This is a genomic window from Yersinia frederiksenii ATCC 33641 (genome assembly GCF_000754805.1).
In the GTDB taxonomy this organism is placed as follows: domain Bacteria; phylum Pseudomonadota; class Gammaproteobacteria; order Enterobacterales; family Enterobacteriaceae; genus Yersinia; species Yersinia frederiksenii.
In genome coordinates this window covers 397,758-416,628 of sequence record NZ_KN150731.1, presented here as the reverse complement: position 1 = coordinate 416,628, position 18,871 = coordinate 397,758, and the positions used below count along the sequence as shown (strand labels likewise).

Below are 18,871 nucleotides of genomic sequence, written 5' to 3'. Positions count from 1 at the left end.
CCCGTCAGCTTGCAAGGACTGGGGCTGTGAGTTGCCAAAGCCAATTTAACGAATTGATTTTTATCGTATTTACTGGGGCGAAAAGTGACAGCCTATCAGCCAATCAAAATTTCTTAGCGCCAGGAAAAAGAGGCGTTAATTCCCTTTTTCCTGTTATTTTTCGGTAAATGTGGCTTTCACCCGCTGAGAACGCTTGATATAGGGAACAAAAACAGCCGCCGCCAGCAGAGGCCAACCCAAGGTACGTAAGGCGATAGCATCGCTGATGGGGGAAAACGCAAATGCCTTTAACGCCAATAATACGGTTAACAATAACCATAAAATAAACAATTGGGGGAAACGTTGTGAGCGGCTACACAATAGCCAGATAACCCATATCGTATAAATCCACATTACAATTGTGGTTACAACTGAAAAGTACCATTGCAGGGTAAACGCCTGTGAATTAGTGACTAAATACTCTCTGGATTCTGGTGTGAAAATTGCCATGGCATACAGCGCCAGCATCAGACTGGCACTGAGCAATGTCACTATTAAATAGGCCAGCGGGGCCAATAACCAGCCACCAATACGTTGATATTCTTGCTGTTGAGACATAGTGAACCTTTTTACCTGAAATTGCATGCGGGTTAGCTTAACCCGCAAATGTGTCCTTCGTCATCTATATCAATATGATAATACGCTGGCTGGGTGCCAAGACCGGGCATGGTCATAATATCTCCAGCATAAATCCGCACAAAACCGGCACCGGCTGACACCGCACAGGCGGTGATCGGCAAGACAAAGTCTTGAGGGACATTCTTCAAACGTGGATCGGCGCTGATAGACAAGGGCGTTTTGGCCATACACAGTGGCAAATGAGCAAAACCGGCGGCGGTAATTGCCGCAAGTTGCTGGCGGGCTTGTGGTGTAAATTCAACATCATGAGCACCATAACCTTGGGCCATGACGGCTATTTTTTGCTCCAGTGAGGCATGATCGGGGTAAGGCAATATTGGTTGCTGAGCATCGGCGCAAGCATTGATAACCTGCTGCGCCAGTGCCGTGGTCCCAGCGCCACCGTTGGCAAATGCTTCACTGATTTCGCAGGCAACCGCTCCAGCAGACAGGGCATAATCGTTGACAAAGGCCAGTTCCTCCACGCTGTCGTCGGGGAAGCGATTGAGGGCGACCACCACCGGCAGACCATAGCTTTTAGCATGGTTAATATGCCATTTCAGATTGGCGCAACCTTGACTGAGCAAAGGAATATTGGTGCTGAGAATCTCTGCGGGCAGTGGCTGGCCCGGTTTGATGTCAAAAGCGCCACTGTTGGCTTTCAGGCTGCGAATTGTCGCGACCAAGACCACACAAGCAGGGGCAATACCGGATTGGCGATATTTGATATTAAAGAACTTTTCCATTCCCATGTCGGAGCCAAAACCGGCCTCGGTAACCACATAATCCGCCAACTGTAGCCCCAAACGGTCAGCCAACACGGAAGAGTTTCCGTGCGCGATATTGGCAAATGGCCCTGCATGGATCAATACCGGTGTATGTTCGCTGGTCTGCATTAATGTTGGATGAATAGTCTCTTTCATTAATGCGGTCATTGCCCCAGCAACGCCCAGGTCATCGGCGGTAATGGGTTTACCGTCGGTGTTTTTTGCCAAAATGATCCGGCCAATACGCTGCCGCATATCTTGCAAGTTTTCCGATAACGCCAGAATAGCCATTAATTCTGATGCTGCGGTTATCTCTACGTGGTCGGTACGTTCAACACCCTGGGTTCCGCCACCAACACCCACTTTAATGTGCCGTAATGCACGATCATTATGGTCAACCACGCGTGGCCACAGGATCTGCTGAACATCGATATTCAACAGCGGCATACCAGTTTGTTGACTAAAGGCTTGCCCCAAACGTTGCTCATGATACAAACGGGCATCCAGCGCCGCCGCCGCCAGATTATGCGCGGCACTGATGGCATGAATATCCCCTGTTAGATGCAGGTTTAATTTCTCCATCGGCAGCACTTGTGCGGCCCCTCCGCCTGCAGCACCGCCTTTCACACCAAAGACCGGGCCAAGACTAGGTTGACGGATACACGCCACCCCACGATGACCTAACCGGTTGATCCCCTGACTTAATCCAATGGTTGTGACCGTTTTTCCCTCTCCCATTGGAGTGGGCGTAATGCTGGAAACCAGAATCAGTTTGCCGCGCGTTTCTCCGGGGCGTAAGGCACTGATATCGACTTTCGCCATATGATGCCCATATGGAATTAAATCCTCAGCCGTGAGACCTAATTGCTGTGCAATATACTGGATAGGTTGCAAGCTGAGGTTATGACTCGCATGGGTTATCGGGCAGAGGTTAGCGGCAATAGACGGTAGAGTTGATGTCATGCTGGGGAAATTCCTGTTATCAGTGACAAAACGACGGTAGCCAATCACGGGGCTATAAATCACCGCGAAATTATCACACAAAGTTCTGGGGATTTGGCGATACAAATCAATAAATGTGAAGTCGTCAGCCGTTGAACATGTCGTGTTTTTCACATTCAAAGATTAATGCAGAATGCTCGATTTCTATCTTGGCGGTTTTATTTTTGCTCGTTTTTATATCTATTGTATTTTTTAAATAACATTAAAGAATCTTTGAGATATTGAATATTAAAACTTCTTACTTTATGAGGTTGGTTTATCAAAGAAGTCATACAATTCCATAGTTATATTTTTAGTGCATGGAAACCTATCTGTTTCTACGATGAAATAATGGAAAATGTAATTTATGGAAAACCACGTTCACTCCTCTTTGGTATGCGCGGCGCGATTACTCAGCTTGGCGGGATTCAGCGCGGAACCTGTGAAAATATTTAGACAAAATGCCAATATTGAAGCCTCGGCAATGGCAACGATCAGCTTATTGCAACGCTATTTATCACAATTATCACGCACCATCCCAACACGTCTTAATGTTAAGAAACAGTCATTAAATCGTGTTAAGGCAGAGCAGTTGCCACTCGCGTTTCGCGATATACAGGGCCGATTTATCTTATTGGCTCGGATGAATGATAATCAAGCACTGTTGCAATACGCTGACAGTAAACAGCCAAAAATCATAAGCTATCATGAGCTTAGTGCTTTGTGGGGCGGTGTTGTTCTCTATTGTAGCCATTCACGCTTTGATATCCGCTGGTTTATCCCTGCTTTACTCCATCACCGTAAATCACTGACTCAGGTATTGGTGTTGTCACTGCTATTACAGTTTCTAGCACTTATCTCGCCACTTTTCTTTCAAGTTATTATGGACAAGGTCTTAGTTCATAATGCACTGACAACCCTTGATGTGCTAATTATTGTATTATTAGTGACTGGTATCTATGAGGTGGTTCTGAAATTTCTGCGTGAATATATTTTTACGCATACCACGACGCGGGTGGATATTTTATTAGGCGGAAAGCTATTTAATCATTTAATTAAATTACCTTTAAGTTACTTTAAGCAACGTCATGTGGGGAATATTGTTGCTCGAGTGCGGGAGCTGGATAATATTCGAGAATTCATCACCGGTTCAGCCCTAACATTATCTGTCGATGTTGTCTTTACCCTCGTATTGTTTATTGTTATGTGGTGTATTTCGCCGCAGCTGACACTGATTGTTCTCGCCACATTGCCTCTCTATTTGTTATTAGCCGCATTCAGCACGCGGCCATTGCAAAAGAAAGTTGGCGTATTGTGCTCTTGTGCCGCCCAAAATGGCGCATTTTTAACCGAAACATTATCTGGGGTGGAGACGGTAAAAAGCCTGGCATTAGAACCGCAAATGCAGCAACGCTGGGAAAGACAAACGCGTGATTATGCCCACGCTAATTTTAACGTGCAGAATTTGCAAAACTTCAGCAGCCAGAGCGCTCAGTTGCTGCAAAAGTTGGCTGGAGCACTGGTTATTGTCGTTGGGGCTTATCAAGTGATGTCGGTGCAGCTCAGCATTGGGCAGTTAATTGCTTTTAACATGTTGGCTGTCCAGGCATTAATGCCGATGAGTAAGTTGGTGGATTTATGGCAACAGAGCGTACGGGCTCAGGTTGGGCTGACCCTGATCTCCGATATTTTGAGTTTACCCGCCGAACAAGCAGCAGGGTCCGTACCCTCTGATAGCCCGATTCAAGGCCATATTTCGCTGAAAAATGTCACTTTCCGCTATCGTCCCGATCTTGAGCCGGTGCTACACCATTTTTCACTGTCACTACCGGCCGGAGAGCATATCGGGTTAGTGGGGCCATCCGGCTCGGGGAAAAGTACCGTCGCTCGGTTACTACAGCGCCTGTATATCGCCGAACAGGGGGAAATCAGTATTGATGGTCAGCCAATCAACCGTTTCTCTCCTGAATATTTGCGGCGGCAAGTCGGGGTGGTGATGCAGGAAAATTACCTGTTTAACCGGACTGTCCGTGAAAACATTGCTTATTCCCGGCCCACGGCGCCACTTAGTGAAGTGGTTGATGCGGCCTCGTTAGCGGGCGCTCATGCCTTTATTCTTGCCCTGCCGCTGGGTTATGACACCGTGCTAGCAGAGGGAGGGGCATCGCTGTCTGGTGGGCAGCGTCAACGGATTGCGATTGCGCGAACACTGCTGGCGAATCCGCGAGTCTTAATTTTTGATGAGGCAACCAGTGCACTGGACGATGAGTCACAAGCTGAAGTCCAGAAAAATATGTCCCGCATTATTGCCAATCGCACGGTGATTACCATCGCCCACCGTCTTTCGACCGTGCGACATTGCCACCGTATTGCCGTTATCACTCAGGGCCGAGTGGCTGAACTTGCTAGTCATGGTGAATTATTGGCACTCAACGGAATTTATGCCCAGTTGTGGCAACAACAAGCAGACTTTTGCCATGAGGGATCAAAATGAAGTTGATGCAATATCTGGCTAAATTGTCTGGGATAAATGCGCTCAAACAGCGCTGGCAGCGCCACGTCGATCAAGGTAAAACGCGCGATGAATATGATTTTCTGCCCGCTTATCTGGATATCGTTGAGCGTCCAGTATCGCCATTGGCGCGGCGTACCGCCTGGTTTCTGGCACTGACATTACTGTCGGTATTGGCTTGGTCAATAATCGGTAAATTAGATATCCACGCCTCAGCCAATGGCAAAGTGATTGTCTCCGAACACTCGAAAGTCATCCAACCCTTTGAGCCCGGAGTCGTGGCGGCCATTCATGTTCGTGATGGGGACCATGTTAGCGCCGGTCAGGTGCTAATAGAGTTAAATCCTATTGGGATTGACGCCGAAGTCGACAATATCAATCAACAGTTAATACATCGTTTGCTCGAAGCTGCGCAAATCACCGCGTTACTGACCGATGATCCACTGGCGAATTTTACCTACCCAGAAGATAGCGCTGAGAATCTGGTGATGACGGCGAAGTCACTGTTGATAAAAAAGCATGATGAGCATCATGCAGAACTGGCGCGCCAAGAGAGTGAACTGGCTGTTAATCAAGCACATATGCACTCAGCCGTTACCAACATTGCCAACCAGAAAACCTTGATGAAAAACATTTATCAGCGGCTACAGGCATTGCAGACACTCGCCAAGTCTAAATCAATTGCTGCCGTGGAGTTATTGATACAAGAGCGGGAGTGGCTCAATGCTCAAGCGGAAGCCAGCCGTATGCAGAATGAACTGGCTATCTTACAAGCGAAAGCGGGCCATCTTACGCAAACGCGATTGCACTACTTAGCGGAAAAGAAACGAAGTTATCAGGAACAATTAAATAAAACCCACGAAGTAATTAATCAATTACAGCAGGAGCTGATTAAGTCGGTAGAACGGCAGCGGCAGCAAACTTTACGTGCGCCGGAAAGTGGGGTTATTCAGCAATTAGCGGTCCATACGCTGGGCGGAGTGGTTACCACCGCTCAGCCGCTGATGGTGCTGGTGCCGGAAGATTATCCGCTGGAACTGGATGTGATGATTCTGAATAAAGATGTCGGATTTGTTCTGCCTGGACAGGCGGTTGAAGTCAAAGTTGACAGTTTCCCCTATACCCGATTCGGCACACTTTCCGGTGAAGTTAAACATATCTCGCGTGATGCGATGGAAGATCAACAGCAAGGTTTGGTGTTCCCCGCACGGGTTCGGCTCGATAGCGATACGCTGAGCGTCGAGGGGCGTCCGGTACGTCTATCTGCTGGCATGGCGGTCAGTGTAGAAATTAAAACTGGCCGTCGTCGGGTGATTGATTACTTGCTCAGCCCATTGCAACAGTATCAATCAGAAGCCATGAGGGAGCGTTGATATGCTGCATTCAACTTCAACGCCGGTTATTCAACCATTGGAAGCACTGGTTCGGGCGGCGGCATGTTTTGATCTCGCCGTTGAAGTCCCGGTGTTAGCGCATAAGCTTGGTTTACCCCCCCAACAAATAGACAACATTGCTCTGTGCCGCTGCGCTAATTGGATTGGTTTGCGCGCCAGAGTGGTTAGCCAATCATTTGAGCGTTTGAGCCATTCGACGCTGCCTATTCTGTTCCGTAATGGGACTGAGTGGTACGTGTTACTGGCACTCAATGAGCAAGGGGCGCTTATTCATTTCTCAGCCACTGGGCAGCAGCAACAGATAAGCCAGCAGGAACTCGCCGGTTTGTGGTGCGGTGAGGCTATCTTACTCGCGAAAGCCGAACCGTCAGCGGCCAAAAAAGCCGCTTTCGGTTTTAGCTGGTTTATTCCAGTGATTACGAAGTATCGCCATCAGTTGCGTAACATTATTTTGGTTTCGCTACTGTTACAGGGCATTTTGTTGGTGACGCCGATGTTATTTGAAACGGTGATCGACAAAGTGCTGGTGAGCCGTGGGGTGGGGAGTTTAATGGTGCTGGGCACCGCCATGATTGCCTTGGCGATTGCCGAACCATGCTATACCTTTTTGCGTGGCTGGCTGTTTTCACATCTCTCCAGCCGGGTGGGAGCAGAACTCAATACCGGCCTGTATCGCCATTTATTAGGCTTGCCACTGGGCTACTTTGCCGCACAACAAACCGGGAAAACCATCGCTAAAGTACGGGAAATGGAGCAAATCCGCAGTTTCTTAACCGGTTCAGCCCTGACCATGCTATTGGATTTAGTTTTCGTCAGCACCTTTATTGCGGTGATGTTTTGCTACAGCCAACGGCTGACCTGGATAGTGATATTCTCGCTAGTTTGTTATCTGTTGTTTTGGTGGGCAGTGAGCGGCGTTCTGCGTCGGCGGGTGGAACGTCAATATGAAGCCAGTGCTCATAACACTGCTTTTCTAACCGAAGCGATCAGCGGTTTGGAAACCATCAAAACCTCCGCCACCGAGCGTTTGTTTAACCGCAGTTGGCGAAATTCGTTGGCCGGTTATGTGCGAGCGTCATTTGCCTCTTCTTGGGCGGCGAATGTTGCTGAACAAGGCATCATGCTGATCAATAAAGTGACTTCGGCGATTTTGCTGTGGAGTGGTGTAATGCTGGTACTGGCCGGGGAGCTCAGTCCAGGGCAATTTATTGCTTTTACACTGTTTTCCGGCTACGTCACGCAACCTATCTTACGTCTGGCCCAGATATGGCAAGACTTCCAGCATACACAAGTCTCCTTGCAACGCATCGGCAGCATTCTGGATTACCCAACGGAACCGGGCAGTGTTGGGCTGGTGGCAAACCACACCATGGTGGGGAATCTGGCCTTTAAGCAGGTGCGTTTTCGCTACCGGCCTGATACTGCGGAAGTTATCCAAAATCTCAATTTAGAGGTTGTCGGGGGCGAGTTTATTGGCATTACTGGGCCATCCGGTTGCGGCAAGTCAACCTTGACCAAGTTACTCCAGCGGTTATACACCCCGCAGCACGGGCAGATTCTGGTGGATGGGCAGGATTTAGCCATTACTGATGCCACCAGTTTACGCTGCCAAATGAGTGTGGTATTGCAGGAAAGTGTGCTGTTTTCCGGCACGATAAGGGACAATATCTGTCAGTGCCGGCCTGATGCGGATGATGCTCAAGTTGAACGTATTGCGCGGTTGGCAGGTGCTCATGATTTTATTGTGTCATTGCAGCAGGGCTACCAGACACCGGTGGGTGAGCGGGGTGGCATGCTCTCCGGTGGACAGCGGCAGCGGGTGGCGTTGGCCAGGGCATTGATGGCAGATCCCAAAATATTAATTCTTGATGAAGCCACCAGCGCACTGGATTATGAATCTGAGGCGGCCATCATGCGTCAGTTGCCAGAGATTATCCGTAATCGCACCGTCATTTGTATTGCACATCGTTTGAATACATTGCGCTTGTGTCATCGCATTTTAGTATTAAAAGAGGGGCAAGTGTTAGAGCAAGGAAGCCATCAACAGTTGTTGGCGCAGGCGGGGGTTTATGCACATTTGTGGCGATTACAGACTGAGTAACATCAGGCGCGGCTAAACTTTCGCTTAATTTATTGCAATAAAACCGGGTGTGAATTTCCACCCGGCCATTTTAATAAATTTATGCTTATCAGCTAATTATAGTTTGTCACCATTGGATTTAATGACCTCCTGATACCAGAAAAAGCTTTTCTTACGCTGGCGCGCTAGCTGTTTCTGGTGGTCAACATAAACAAAGCCATATTGCTTTTGGAAGCCATTCAACCAACTCAGCAAGTCAATAAATGACCATGGATAGTAGCCACGGACATCAGCGCCTTGCTTGATGGCATCTTCGATAGCGATAATATGCTGACGCAGGTAATCAATACGATCGTCATCAACCACTTCACCGTCAATAATCGGGTCTTTGGCACCTAAACCATTCTCGGTGATATAGATAGGAATATCGCCATAACGGGCTTTGATATTCATGATGCCTTCAGTGAGGCCTTGAGGGTAAATCTCCCAATCCCAGTCGGTATAAACTCCGTGAGGATTACGCACAAACTTAAATAATCCCTTAAAGCCAAACTCACTACCTTGCTGATGACCAGAGCCTTTTTTGCCTGAGGTGTTGAGCGTGAAGTGCGTTTCCTGATGATTAGCAGCAACAGTCTCGCGCTTATAATAATTCAGCCCAATAAAGTCGCAGATATTATCACGCAGCAATGCATCATCACCCGGTGCAAATTGCGGCACGCCCCAGATGGCTTGGGTTTGCGCCAATAACTCAGCCGGATATTCCCCCTTCAATACCGGATCATACAGCCAGTGGGTAAAGATCCCTTCCGCTAAATGGAATGCAGCCATATCTTCAGGTGAATCACTCAATGGTGTGTGGGTCTGCAGCACATTCACAAAACCTATTTTCCCATCAATACCACTGGCGCGGAATGCGGCAACTGCTTTGGTATGCGCGACAAAAACGTGATGGCAAGCTTGAATAGCACGGCTTGGATCCTGAACACCCGGTGGGTGAGCGCCGACAATATAGCCAAAGCCAATAAAACAGACGGTTTCATTAAACGTAGACCAAAGTTTGACCCGATCACCATAGTGTTGATAGCACAAACGGGCATATTCTGCGAAAGCATCGGCAGTGCTGCGCGCTTCCCAACCGCCTTCATCCTGCAACGCTTGCGGTAAATCCCAGTGATACAGGGTGATCATCGGCTCGATATGGTGTTCTAGCAGGGCATCAATCAGTTCACTGTAGAATTTGACCCCAGCGGCATTGACCTCGCCACGGCCGTTGGGCAGCAATCGAGGCCATGAAATAGAAAAACGATAGCTTTTCATGCCCATTTCCGCCATTAGCGCCACATCTTCACGGAAACGATGATAGTGGTCGACGGCGACATCACCATTGGTGCCCTGATAAGTGGTTCCTGGCAGATGAGAAAAGGTATCCCAGATTGACGGGCCTTTACCATCAGCGTCATAGGCACCTTCAACTTGATAAGCGGCGCTGGCAGCACCCCATAAGAAATCCTTCGGGAAAGCAGACATAAAATCTCTCTTATGTAATGAATGAAAAGGGAGGTTGTTCGAGCATCTGTCACCAGTGTATTCGTGAACTCGCTATTTATGCAACCGGTTTCTGTAACCGGTTTCTGTGATTGTGATGTAGACAAATAGTGGAATAAAAAGATACTGTATATACATTCAGTGTTTCGAGGCGTACGGGATCAGTGACATTAAAAGAGAGGACTATGATTACTCGGCTGGCTATCTCTGGTTATCGCTCTTTACGCGATGTGGTGCTTGAATTGGGGCAATTGAATGTGATCACCGGTGCTAATGGTAGCGGTAAATCCAGCCTCTATCGAGCGTTGAGATTACTGTCTGACATTGGTCAGGGGCAGGTTATTCAATCACTTGCTGCAGAAGGCGGATTACAGTCAACGCTATGGGCAGGGCCAGAATCATTCTCCAGGGCAATGAAACTAGGAGAACAGCCAGTTCAAGGTGTGGTGCGTCATCACCCAGTGAGTTTGAAGCTGGGTTTTTCGGGCGAAGATTACGGCTATGCCATTGATTTAGGGCTGCCGCCTCCACGTGAATCCTATTTCGCCAAAGATCCAGAAATTAAAATTGAAAGCTTGTGGTGCGGCGACACACTGCACCACAGCAATGTTTTTGCTGAACGCCGTGGCCCCAGTGTGCGCATTCGTGATGCGCACGGTAGCTGGCAGGAAGCTCATCACGGGCTGGCGGCTAATGACAGCATGATGACACACAGTACCGACCCTCGTGATGCCCCGGAGATTCTGGTCATGCGCGAGCGCATGCGGGCGTGGCGTTTTTATGACAATCTGCGAACCGATCGCTCTGCACCGGCGCGCCAGCCACAAATTGGCACTTATACGCCAGTACTCGCCAGTGATGGTGCTGATTTGGCGGCGGCATTGCAAACTATCATCGAAATAGGGGATTCGGACGCATTGAGCTACACCATTGCCGATGCCTTTCCTGGAACCACTCTGCAAATCCTGCCCAATTTTGAAATTCTACTGTCACAACAGGGCTTACTGAGGCCGCTTAAAGTGGCTGAGTTGTCGGATGGCACTTTGCGCTATTTGTTGCTGGTGGCCGCATTACTTTCGCCACGCCCACCAGAGATGATGATTCTTAATGAACCAGAAATCAGCCTGCATGTTGATTTGCTGCAACCCTTGGCCCGACTGATTGCTCAGGCGTCACAACATACTCAGGTGATTGTGGTTTCTCATGCCGCCGGGTTGGTGGGGGCGCTACAGCAGGAGGAAACTTGTCGCCATATCTTGTTGGATAAACAACTGAGTGAAACCACCGTACAACAAGAAACGATGCCGGAGTGGCGCTGGCCATCGCGTTAATGGCATAGAGTTGGAAACTAGCAATGATAAGGGGGCGGTGAAGCCCCCTGAGTTTACTGCGCAGATAAATCAAAATGCTAAGTTGTTATGGCTCTTAACTCAGTGATTCAGATGGTAATAGACTTCGTTCCAACGGATTTCATTTTTAAACGCCGGTAACGTGGTGTCATTATCGATAAGCAGGAATTCAATGCCGTGCATTTCGGCGTACAGGCGCAATTCATCGACACCAATAGCTTGTGAGAACACGGTGTGGTGCGCACCGCCGGCAATAATCCAGGCTTCAGCTGCAGTAGCCAGTGACGGCTGGGCTTGCCAAATAGCACGAGCGACCGGCAGTTTTGGCAGTGGGTGCGGCTGTTCAACAGTATCGACCACATTGACCAGTAAGCGGAAGCGGTTACCCATATCAATCAGGCTGGCGTTCAGGGCCGGGCCTGCTGGAGTTGAGAAGATCAAGCGCGCTGGGTCAGCTTTGCCACCAATACCTAAATGTTGCACATCTAACAGGGGTTTTTCTTCTTTGGCGATCGATGGGCACACTTCCAACATATGTGAGCCGACCACCAAATCATTGCCCGGCTGGAAGTTATAGGTGTAATCCTCCATAAAGGAAGTCCCGCCTTTTAGGCCGGTTCCCATCACTTTCAGAATGCGCAGTAGCGCCGCTGTTTTCCAGTCGCCTTCGCCGCCAAAACCATAGCCTTGTTGCATCAGGCGCTGAACCGCCAGCCCCGGTAACTGCTTCAGGCCATATAAGTTTTCAAAGTTGGTGGTAAAGGCTTTAAAGCCGCCTTGTTCCAGGAAACGCTTCATGCCTAGCTCAATGCGCGCCGCATCCAGCAGATTTTCACGTTTATTGCCGTTCAATTTCACGGCATCAGTCAAGCGATAGGTGGCTTCATACTCTTCCACCAGGGTATCAATATCGCCTTGACTGACGGCGTCCACCACGCTGACCAAATCCCCGATGCCGTAGGCATTTACCGAGTATCCGAACTGAATTTGTGCCGCCACTTTATCACCATCAGTGACGGCCACTTCGCGCATATTGTCGCCAAACCGGGCAACTTTCAGCTGTTGGCTTTCCTGTTTAGCGGCAGCGACTCGCATCCACTGACCAATACGCTGGTGGGCAGCTTTATCCTGCCAGTGGCCGGTGATAACGCTATGCTGCTGGCGCATACGAGCGCCGATAAAACCAAACTCACGGCCACCGTGAGCCGTTTGGTTCAAGTTCATAAAGTCCATATCCATGGTTTCCCACGGGATCTGGGCATTAAACTGGGTATGGAATTGCAGTAAAGGTTTATTCAGAATACTCAACCCGCCAATCCACATTTTGGCTGGGGAGAAGGTATGCAGCCAAGTCATGATCCCGATACAGGCGGTGTCGTAATTTGCTTCACGGCACAGAGCGGTGATTTCATCCGGTGTGGTGACCAAAGGTTTTAGCACCAATTTGACCGGTAAACCCGCTTCACTGTTTAGGCTGTTGACGACATGATGGGCATTATCCATAACTTGTTGCAGGGTTTTAGGGCCATACAGGTTCTGACTGCCGATCACAAACCACACTTCTGATTGCTTGAATACGTCCATCTGGCACTCCAATTTCTTTGGGGAAAAATAGGTTTTTTTTATCAATTAGTGCTTAGCTTCAGTGACCGGCGCATAGTGTGGCTCAGCCGATATGCACCACTGTTGATAGCGTTGATAAAGCTGTTGATAGCGTGCGACTTGTGCCGCATTTGGCGTTAGGGTGCGTTCAATCTTACACGCCATCTGCCGCTGTGCCGCTGGAACATCCTCAAAGATACCCGCAGCCACAGCAGCAAAAATGGCGGCCCCCAGAGCACAGCATTGATCTGATGCGACTATCTGTAAGGGTCGATTCATTACATCAGCACAAACTTGCATGATAACCGGTGATTTGCGTGCAATACCGCCTAATGCCAGCACGTTCTCCACCGGAATATCCTGCTGTTCAAAACATTCCATAATGGCGCGAGCACCAAATGCGGTAGCGGCGATAAATCCGCCAAATAACGTCGGGGCATCAGTCCCCAGATTGAGGTCGGCAATCACGCCTTTTAGACGCTGATTGGCATTCGGGGTGCGGCGACCATTGAACCAATCTAAGACCACGGGCAGGTGATCAAGGGATGGATTCTTCGCCCACTCGGCGGTGAGAGAAGCGAGCAGGGTGGATTCAATCTGTTTGAGCTGGGGTTGTAATTCAGGTTGCGCTAATGCGGCCTGATGCAATGGCCAGCTTAATAATCGGCTAAACCAGGCATACATATCACCAAATGCCGATTGACCCGCTTCCATTCCAATCCAGCCCGGCACAACGCTGCCCTCCACCTGTCCACAGATGCCCGCTATTGCCCGGTCACCCACCAATTTCTCATCTGCAATCAAGATATCGCAAGTAGAAGTGCCAATAACTTTGACCAAGGTATAAGGCTGAGCGCCTGCACCGACCGCACCCATATGACAATCGAATGCACCGCCAGAAATAACTACGGTGGCCGGTAATCCCAAACGTTCAGCCCATTCAGCGGTAAGCAGCCCCACTGGACGTTCTGCGGTGTGGGTCTCGGTAAACATGGGGTAATCGAGATGGTTAACCAGACTGCTATCCAGTGCTGCCAGGAATTCACGTGGCGGCAAGCCACCCCAGGATGGATGCCACAAGCTTTTATGCCCGGCACTGCAACGGCCTCGTTGAATATCTGACGGGGCCGTGGTGCCAGAGAGTAACGCCGGGATCCAGTCGCACAGTTCAATCCATGATACTGCCGCATCACGAACTGCCTTATCCGCACGGGTCACATGCAGAATTTTGGCCCAGAACCATTCAGAAGAGTAAACACCGCCGATATAGCGCGAATAGTCAGCAAACTCGCCACTGCGGCATAAGCGGTTGATTTCTTCAGCTTCTTCAATAGCGGTGTGGTCTTTCCATAACACGAACATGGCATTGGGGTTGTCGGCAAAATCCGGACGCAGCGCCAATACCTGCCCTTGTTCATCAATGGGAGCAGGAGTCGAGCCGGTGGTGTCGACGCCAATGCCGACAATCTGCTGACGCTGCTGTGGCGACAGGCGATTAACCACCTGCTGAATGGCCTGCTCCATGGCTTCTATATAGTCGAGGGGATGATGGCGAAACTGATTTTGTGCTGCCTGACTATAAAGACCTTGCTGCCAGCGAGGGTAATAAACCACTTCGGTATCGATTTCGGTGCCATGTTGGCAATCCACCGCCAATACCCGGACGGAGTCGCTGCCAAAATCCAACCCAAGCGCGATAGCACCCTGGGGGGATAAAAGGCGGTTTTCCGATAAAGGACCGCCTGCCGATATAACGTCGCCTGCCATGGGGGGCTCCTAAGGATTGCAGAAAACAAGAGTTCATTGGCAATAACCATAGGAGTGAGTGACCCCAAGATGTGAGGAGCCAATAGCTGGAAGTATGCACTTTTCTGCTTCCTACAGCGTTTTTGTGATGTCAGTCAAAAGTTAGAGAGAGGTTAAATTTGCTGAATATATGGATAAATAAACTGTAATCCCTGGATGTGATAGCGCTCTACATTCTAAAGGGAAATTAACGTTAAAACTGTTACCGTCTTACCGGGTATGGTGAGGTTAACTGGCTTTTAATAGAGCATACAACCACACTGAAGCTGAAAAATAGTATTGATAACGTTTCCACAAAAAATCGGTTGATTGGTGTGGTTGACGATTAAATAAACAAAAAACATCTCTTCCTACAAAAACAGTCCGGAGAACACTATGCATAAATTAACTAAGGCGCTGGCAGTGGTTGGGTTAGCGGCAGTTATGTCACATTCAGCTATAGCAGAAAGCATGAAACTCGGCTTTCTGGTCAAGCAACCTGAAGAACCCTGGTTCCAGACCGAATGGAAGTTCGCCGATAAAGCCGGAAAAGATTTAGGTTTCGAAGTGATAAAAATTGCTGTGCCCGATGGTGAAAAAACGCTAAATGCTATTGATAGCCTGGCGGCCAGTGGAGCGAAAGGTTTTGTTATTTGTACCCCGGATCCGAAACTGGGGCCGGCCATTGAGGCGAAGGCGCGCAGTTATAACCTAAAAGTGATTGCGGTTGACGACCAATTCGTCAATGCCAAAGGTAAACCGATGGAAAGTGTGCCATTGGTGATGATGGCGGCAACCAAAATTGGTGAACGCCAAGGGCAAGAGCTGTGGAAAGAAATGAATAAACGCGGCTGGCAAGCGGGCGAAACCGCGGTTATGGCGATCACTTCTGACGAACTTGACACGGCACGCCGCCGTACCAGTGGTTCAATGGACGCGCTGAAAGCCGCGGGCTTCCCAGAAAAACAAATCTATAAAGTACCGACAAAATCCAATGATATTCCAGGGGCATTTGATGCGGCTAACTCCATGTTAGTGCAACACCCTGAAGTGAAAAACTGGCTGATTGTCGGGATGAATGACAACACCGTATTGGGTGGCGTGCGAGCCACTGAAGGCCAAGGCTTCAAGGCACCGAATGTCATTGGAATTGGGATTAATGGCGTGGATGCAGTAAGCGAACTGTCGAAAGGCCAGGCTACCGGCTTCTATGGCTCTTTGTTACCAAGCCCGGATATTCATGGCTACAAGAGTATTCAGATGCTGCATGACTGGGTCACCAAAGATGTTGAACCGGCCAAGTTTACTGAAGTCACGGATGTGGTGCTGATCACTCGGGACAACTTCAAAGTCGAATTAGAGAAAAAAGGCTTGATGTAATCCTGCCATATCTTATGGAGATACAGGCTATCACGCACTGGGGGCAGGCTACGGCTTGCCCCACCTGACCACACCGTTATCTATCTTGCCGTCACGTGGCGCAGTGCAACCCAAACTTTATAAGGAAGCCATCATGTCAGCACTCCATTCTGCGTTACAAGCCGAGCTGGAAGCCGATCAGTCACCTTATCTGGCTTTTTGTGGCATCGGCAAAAGTTTCCCCGGTGTTCAAGCGCTGGATGACATCAGTTTTACCTGCCAGGCCGGCCAAATCCACGCCCTGATGGGGGAGAATGGCGCAGGAAAATCAACTCTGCTGAAAATTCTTAGTGGCAATTATCAGCCGACGCAGGGTGAAATCCACATTAAAGGCAAAGTGGTTAATTTTACCAATACCACCGAGGCGCTCGATGCTGGGGTAGCGATCATTTATCAGGAGCTGCATTTGGTGCCAGAAATGACCGTGGCAGAAAATATCTATTTAGGCCAATTGCCTACCAAGATGGGCATGGTTGACCGCAAATTACTGCGCTATGAGTCCAGTTTGCAGCTCTCACATTTAGGGCTGGATATTGATCCCGACACCCCGCTGAAATACCTTTCCATCGGCCAATGGCAGATGGTGGAAATTGCCAAAGCTTTGGCCCGCAATGCCAAAATCATTGCCTTTGATGAGCCCACCAGCTCACTTTCTGCCAGAGAAATTGAACAACTGTTCCGGGTTATCCGTGAATTGCGCGCCGAAGGGCGGGTAATTTTGTATGTCTCTCATCGTATGGAAGAGATTTTTGCACTGAGTGATGCCATCACTGTGTTTAAAGATGGCCGCTATGTGCGCACCTTTGATGATATGCAGCAGGTGAATAATGATTCTCTGGTGCAAGCCATGGTGGGGCGCAATCTGGGGGATATTTATGGCTATCAGCCACGTGATATCGGTCCTGAGCGTCTCACACTGCAAGAGGTGAAAGCCATTGGTGTGAAATCGCCGATCAGTCTGACGGTGCATCAAGGCGAAATTGTCGGCCTGTTTGGTTTAGTCGGCGCGGGACGCAGTGAATTACTGAAAGGGTTATTTGGCGGCACTAAACTGACTAGCGGGCAGGTCTTGCTCGATGGAAAATCACTGACCATTCGTTCACCCATTGATGCGATCACCGCCGGGATTATGCTGTGCCCAGAAGATCGCAAAGCCGATGGCATCATTCCGGTGCATTCGGTGCAAGACAACATCAATATCAGTGCCCGGCGCAAGACGCTGACGGCCGGCTGCCTCATTAATAATCGCTGGGAACAGGAGAATGCCGCATTACGCATTCAATCATTGAATATCAAAACACCGGGCCCCCAACAGTTGATTATGAATTTATCCGGCGGTAATCAGCAGAAAGCCATTCTAGGCCGCTGGTTATCCGAGGATATGAAAGTGATCCTGCTCGATGAACCGACGCGCGGTATTGACGTCGGCGCTAAGCACGAAATCTATAACGTGATTTATGCCTTGGCGAAACAGGGCATTGCCGTGCTGTTTGCCTCCAGTGATTTGCCCGAAGTTCTTGGGCTGGCGGACAGGATTGTGGTGATGCGTGAAGGGGCTATTTCCGGCGAGTTAGATCACGGTCATGCCACTGAAGAGCAGGCGCTAAGTCTGGCGATGCTACGTACCCCGAATATTGCTACTGATGCCGCGCCTGCGGTTGCCTGATTGTGAAGGAGTTAACTATGTCCAGCGTTACTTTGAATTCAGATAAGAAGACCCCGACCTCACCTCAGTCGCCGCCACCGCAAGAGGCTCCGGCTAAAGGAGGCTTTGGGCTATCCCGCATTTGGGACAGTTACGGCATGCTGGTGGTGTTTGCTGTGGTATTTATCGGCTGCATTATTTTTGTGCCTAATTTTGGCTCATTTATCAATATGAAAGGGCTGGGGCTGGCCATTTCGATGTCGGGCATGGTAGCGTGCGGCATGCTGTTTTGTCTGGCGTCCGGTGATTTTGACTTATCGGTTGCTTCGGTTATCGCCTGTGCGGGTGTCACCACCGCAGTGGTGATTAATATGACCGAAAGCCTGTGGATTGGTGTGGCTGCCGGCTTGCTGCTGGGCGCGTTGTGTGGGCTAATTAATGGTTTTGTCATTGCCCGACTGAAAATCAATGCCTTGATCACCACCTTGGCCACCATGCAGATAGTCCGTGGTCTGGCGTATATTATTTCTGATGGTAAAGCGGTGGGTATCGAGGATGAGCGCTTCTTTGCCCTGGGGTATACCAACTGGTTTGGCTTACCGGCACCTATCTGGATCACCATTGCTTGTCTGGCCTTATTCGGTTTCTTATTGAATAAAACCACCTTTGGCCGCAATACGTTAGCCATTGGCGGGAATGAAGATGCTGCCCGCTTGGCCGGGGTGCCGGTGGTGCGCACCAAAATTATTATCTTCGTATTATCTGGTCTGGTTTCGGCGGCAGCGGGGATCATTCTGGCTTCGCGCATGACCAGTGGTCAGCCTATGACCTCGATTGGTTACGAGTTAATTGTTATTTCTGCTTGTGTGTTGGGTGGGGTTTCACTCAAAGGCGGGATTGGCAAGATTTCCTATGTAATTGCCGGGATCTTGATTCTGGGGACAGTGGAAAATGCCATGAACCTACTGAACATTTCGCCGTTCTCACAATACGTTGTACGTGGTCTGATCCTGCTGGCGGCGGTGATCTTCGACCGCTACAAACAGCTGGCTAAACGGACGGTATAAATACCACAGTGACAGAAAAGTCCATAAAAAGCCTATCTGGCTCACAATTCTGTTATCACTATCGG

Annotated in this window: 12 protein-coding genes; 7 read left to right on the top strand and 5 right to left on the bottom strand. The window is 49.4% G+C overall.

Going from position 1 to position 18,871, the window contains the following annotated elements; all coding sequences use genetic code 11:
• Positions 1-153: 153 nt before the first annotated feature.
• The gene (locus DJ58_RS19475) at positions 154-597 is read right to left on the bottom strand and encodes a DUF2569 domain-containing protein (RefSeq protein ID WP_004711772.1); all 444 of its coding nucleotides are present in this window, start codon (positions 595-597) and stop codon (positions 154-156) included.
• A gap of 32 nt (positions 598-629) precedes the next feature.
• Entirely contained in the window at positions 630-2,387 is a 1,758-nt protein-coding gene (locus DJ58_RS19480; protein ID WP_032911737.1) for a formate--tetrahydrofolate ligase, read from the bottom strand.
• Positions 2,388-2,772: 385 nt separating this feature from the next.
• On the opposite strand from DJ58_RS19480, the gene DJ58_RS19485 reads away from it, so the two are divergent.
• The 3 genes from DJ58_RS19485 to DJ58_RS19495 are packed head-to-tail and all read left to right on the top strand — an operon-like array spanning position 2,773 to position 8,412.
• The gene (locus tag DJ58_RS19485) at positions 2,773-4,899 is read left to right on the top strand and encodes a peptidase domain-containing ABC transporter (protein WP_032911736.1); all 2,127 of its coding nucleotides are present in this window, start codon (positions 2,773-2,775) and stop codon (positions 4,897-4,899) included.
• Positions 4,896-6,290 carry an HlyD family type I secretion periplasmic adaptor subunit gene (locus tag DJ58_RS19490; protein WP_032911735.1) on the top strand — a complete coding sequence of 465 codons (1,395 nt, stop codon included), beginning with the start codon at positions 4,896-4,898 and terminating at the stop codon, positions 6,288-6,290. Before DJ58_RS19485 ends, DJ58_RS19490 begins: the two co-directional genes overlap by 4 nt.
• A gap of 1 nt (position 6,291) precedes the next feature.
• Complete coding sequence (locus DJ58_RS19495; protein ID WP_004711763.1) at positions 6,292-8,412, top strand: type I secretion system permease/ATPase; 2,121 nt, start codon at positions 6,292-6,294, stop codon at positions 8,410-8,412.
• 96 nt (positions 8,413-8,508) lie between these two features.
• Here DJ58_RS19495 and DJ58_RS19500 read toward each other — a convergent pair whose 3' ends face one another.
• On the bottom strand, positions 8,509-9,921 hold the full coding sequence (locus DJ58_RS19500) for a glycoside hydrolase family 1 protein (protein WP_004711761.1): 1,413 nt from the start codon (positions 9,919-9,921) through the stop codon (positions 8,509-8,511).
• A 203-nt stretch (positions 9,922-10,124) separates the two neighbouring features.
• Here DJ58_RS19500 and DJ58_RS19505 point away from each other — a divergent pair, with 203 nt between their 5' ends.
• A complete protein-coding gene (locus DJ58_RS19505) occupies positions 10,125-11,270 on the top strand; it encodes an AAA family ATPase (RefSeq protein ID WP_004711759.1) in 1,146 nt (381 codons plus the stop codon).
• 99 nt (positions 11,271-11,369) lie between these two features.
• On the opposite strand, the gene araA is transcribed toward DJ58_RS19505, so the two are convergent.
• Together araA and DJ58_RS19515 are read right to left on the bottom strand one after the other, a co-directional pair.
• On the bottom strand, positions 11,370-12,872 hold the full coding sequence (gene araA, locus DJ58_RS19510; protein WP_004711756.1) for an L-arabinose isomerase: 1,503 nt from the start codon (positions 12,870-12,872) through the stop codon (positions 11,370-11,372).
• Positions 12,873-12,917: 45 nt separating this feature from the next.
• Positions 12,918-14,657, bottom strand: coding sequence for a ribulokinase (locus tag DJ58_RS19515; RefSeq protein WP_004711755.1), 1,740 nt, complete (start codon positions 14,655-14,657; stop codon positions 12,918-12,920).
• Positions 14,658-15,071: 414 nt separating this feature from the next.
• On the opposite strand from DJ58_RS19515, the gene DJ58_RS19520 reads away from it, so the two are divergent.
• The 3 genes from DJ58_RS19520 to araH all read left to right on the top strand — a co-directional run bounded on the left by DJ58_RS19520 (position 15,072) and on the right by araH (position 18,806).
• On the top strand, positions 15,072-16,055 hold the full coding sequence (locus DJ58_RS19520) for an arabinose ABC transporter substrate-binding protein (protein ID WP_004711752.1): 984 nt from the start codon (positions 15,072-15,074) through the stop codon (positions 16,053-16,055).
• 133 nt (positions 16,056-16,188) lie between these two features.
• Positions 16,189-17,760, top strand: coding sequence for an L-arabinose ABC transporter ATP-binding protein AraG (gene araG, locus DJ58_RS19525; RefSeq protein ID WP_032911734.1), 1,572 nt, complete (start codon positions 16,189-16,191; stop codon positions 17,758-17,760).
• 17 nt (positions 17,761-17,777) lie between these two features.
• Positions 17,778-18,806 carry an L-arabinose ABC transporter permease AraH gene (gene araH, locus DJ58_RS19530; protein ID WP_032911733.1) on the top strand — a complete coding sequence of 343 codons (1,029 nt, stop codon included), beginning with the start codon at positions 17,778-17,780 and terminating at the stop codon, positions 18,804-18,806.
• Positions 18,807-18,871 lie beyond the last annotated feature (65 nt).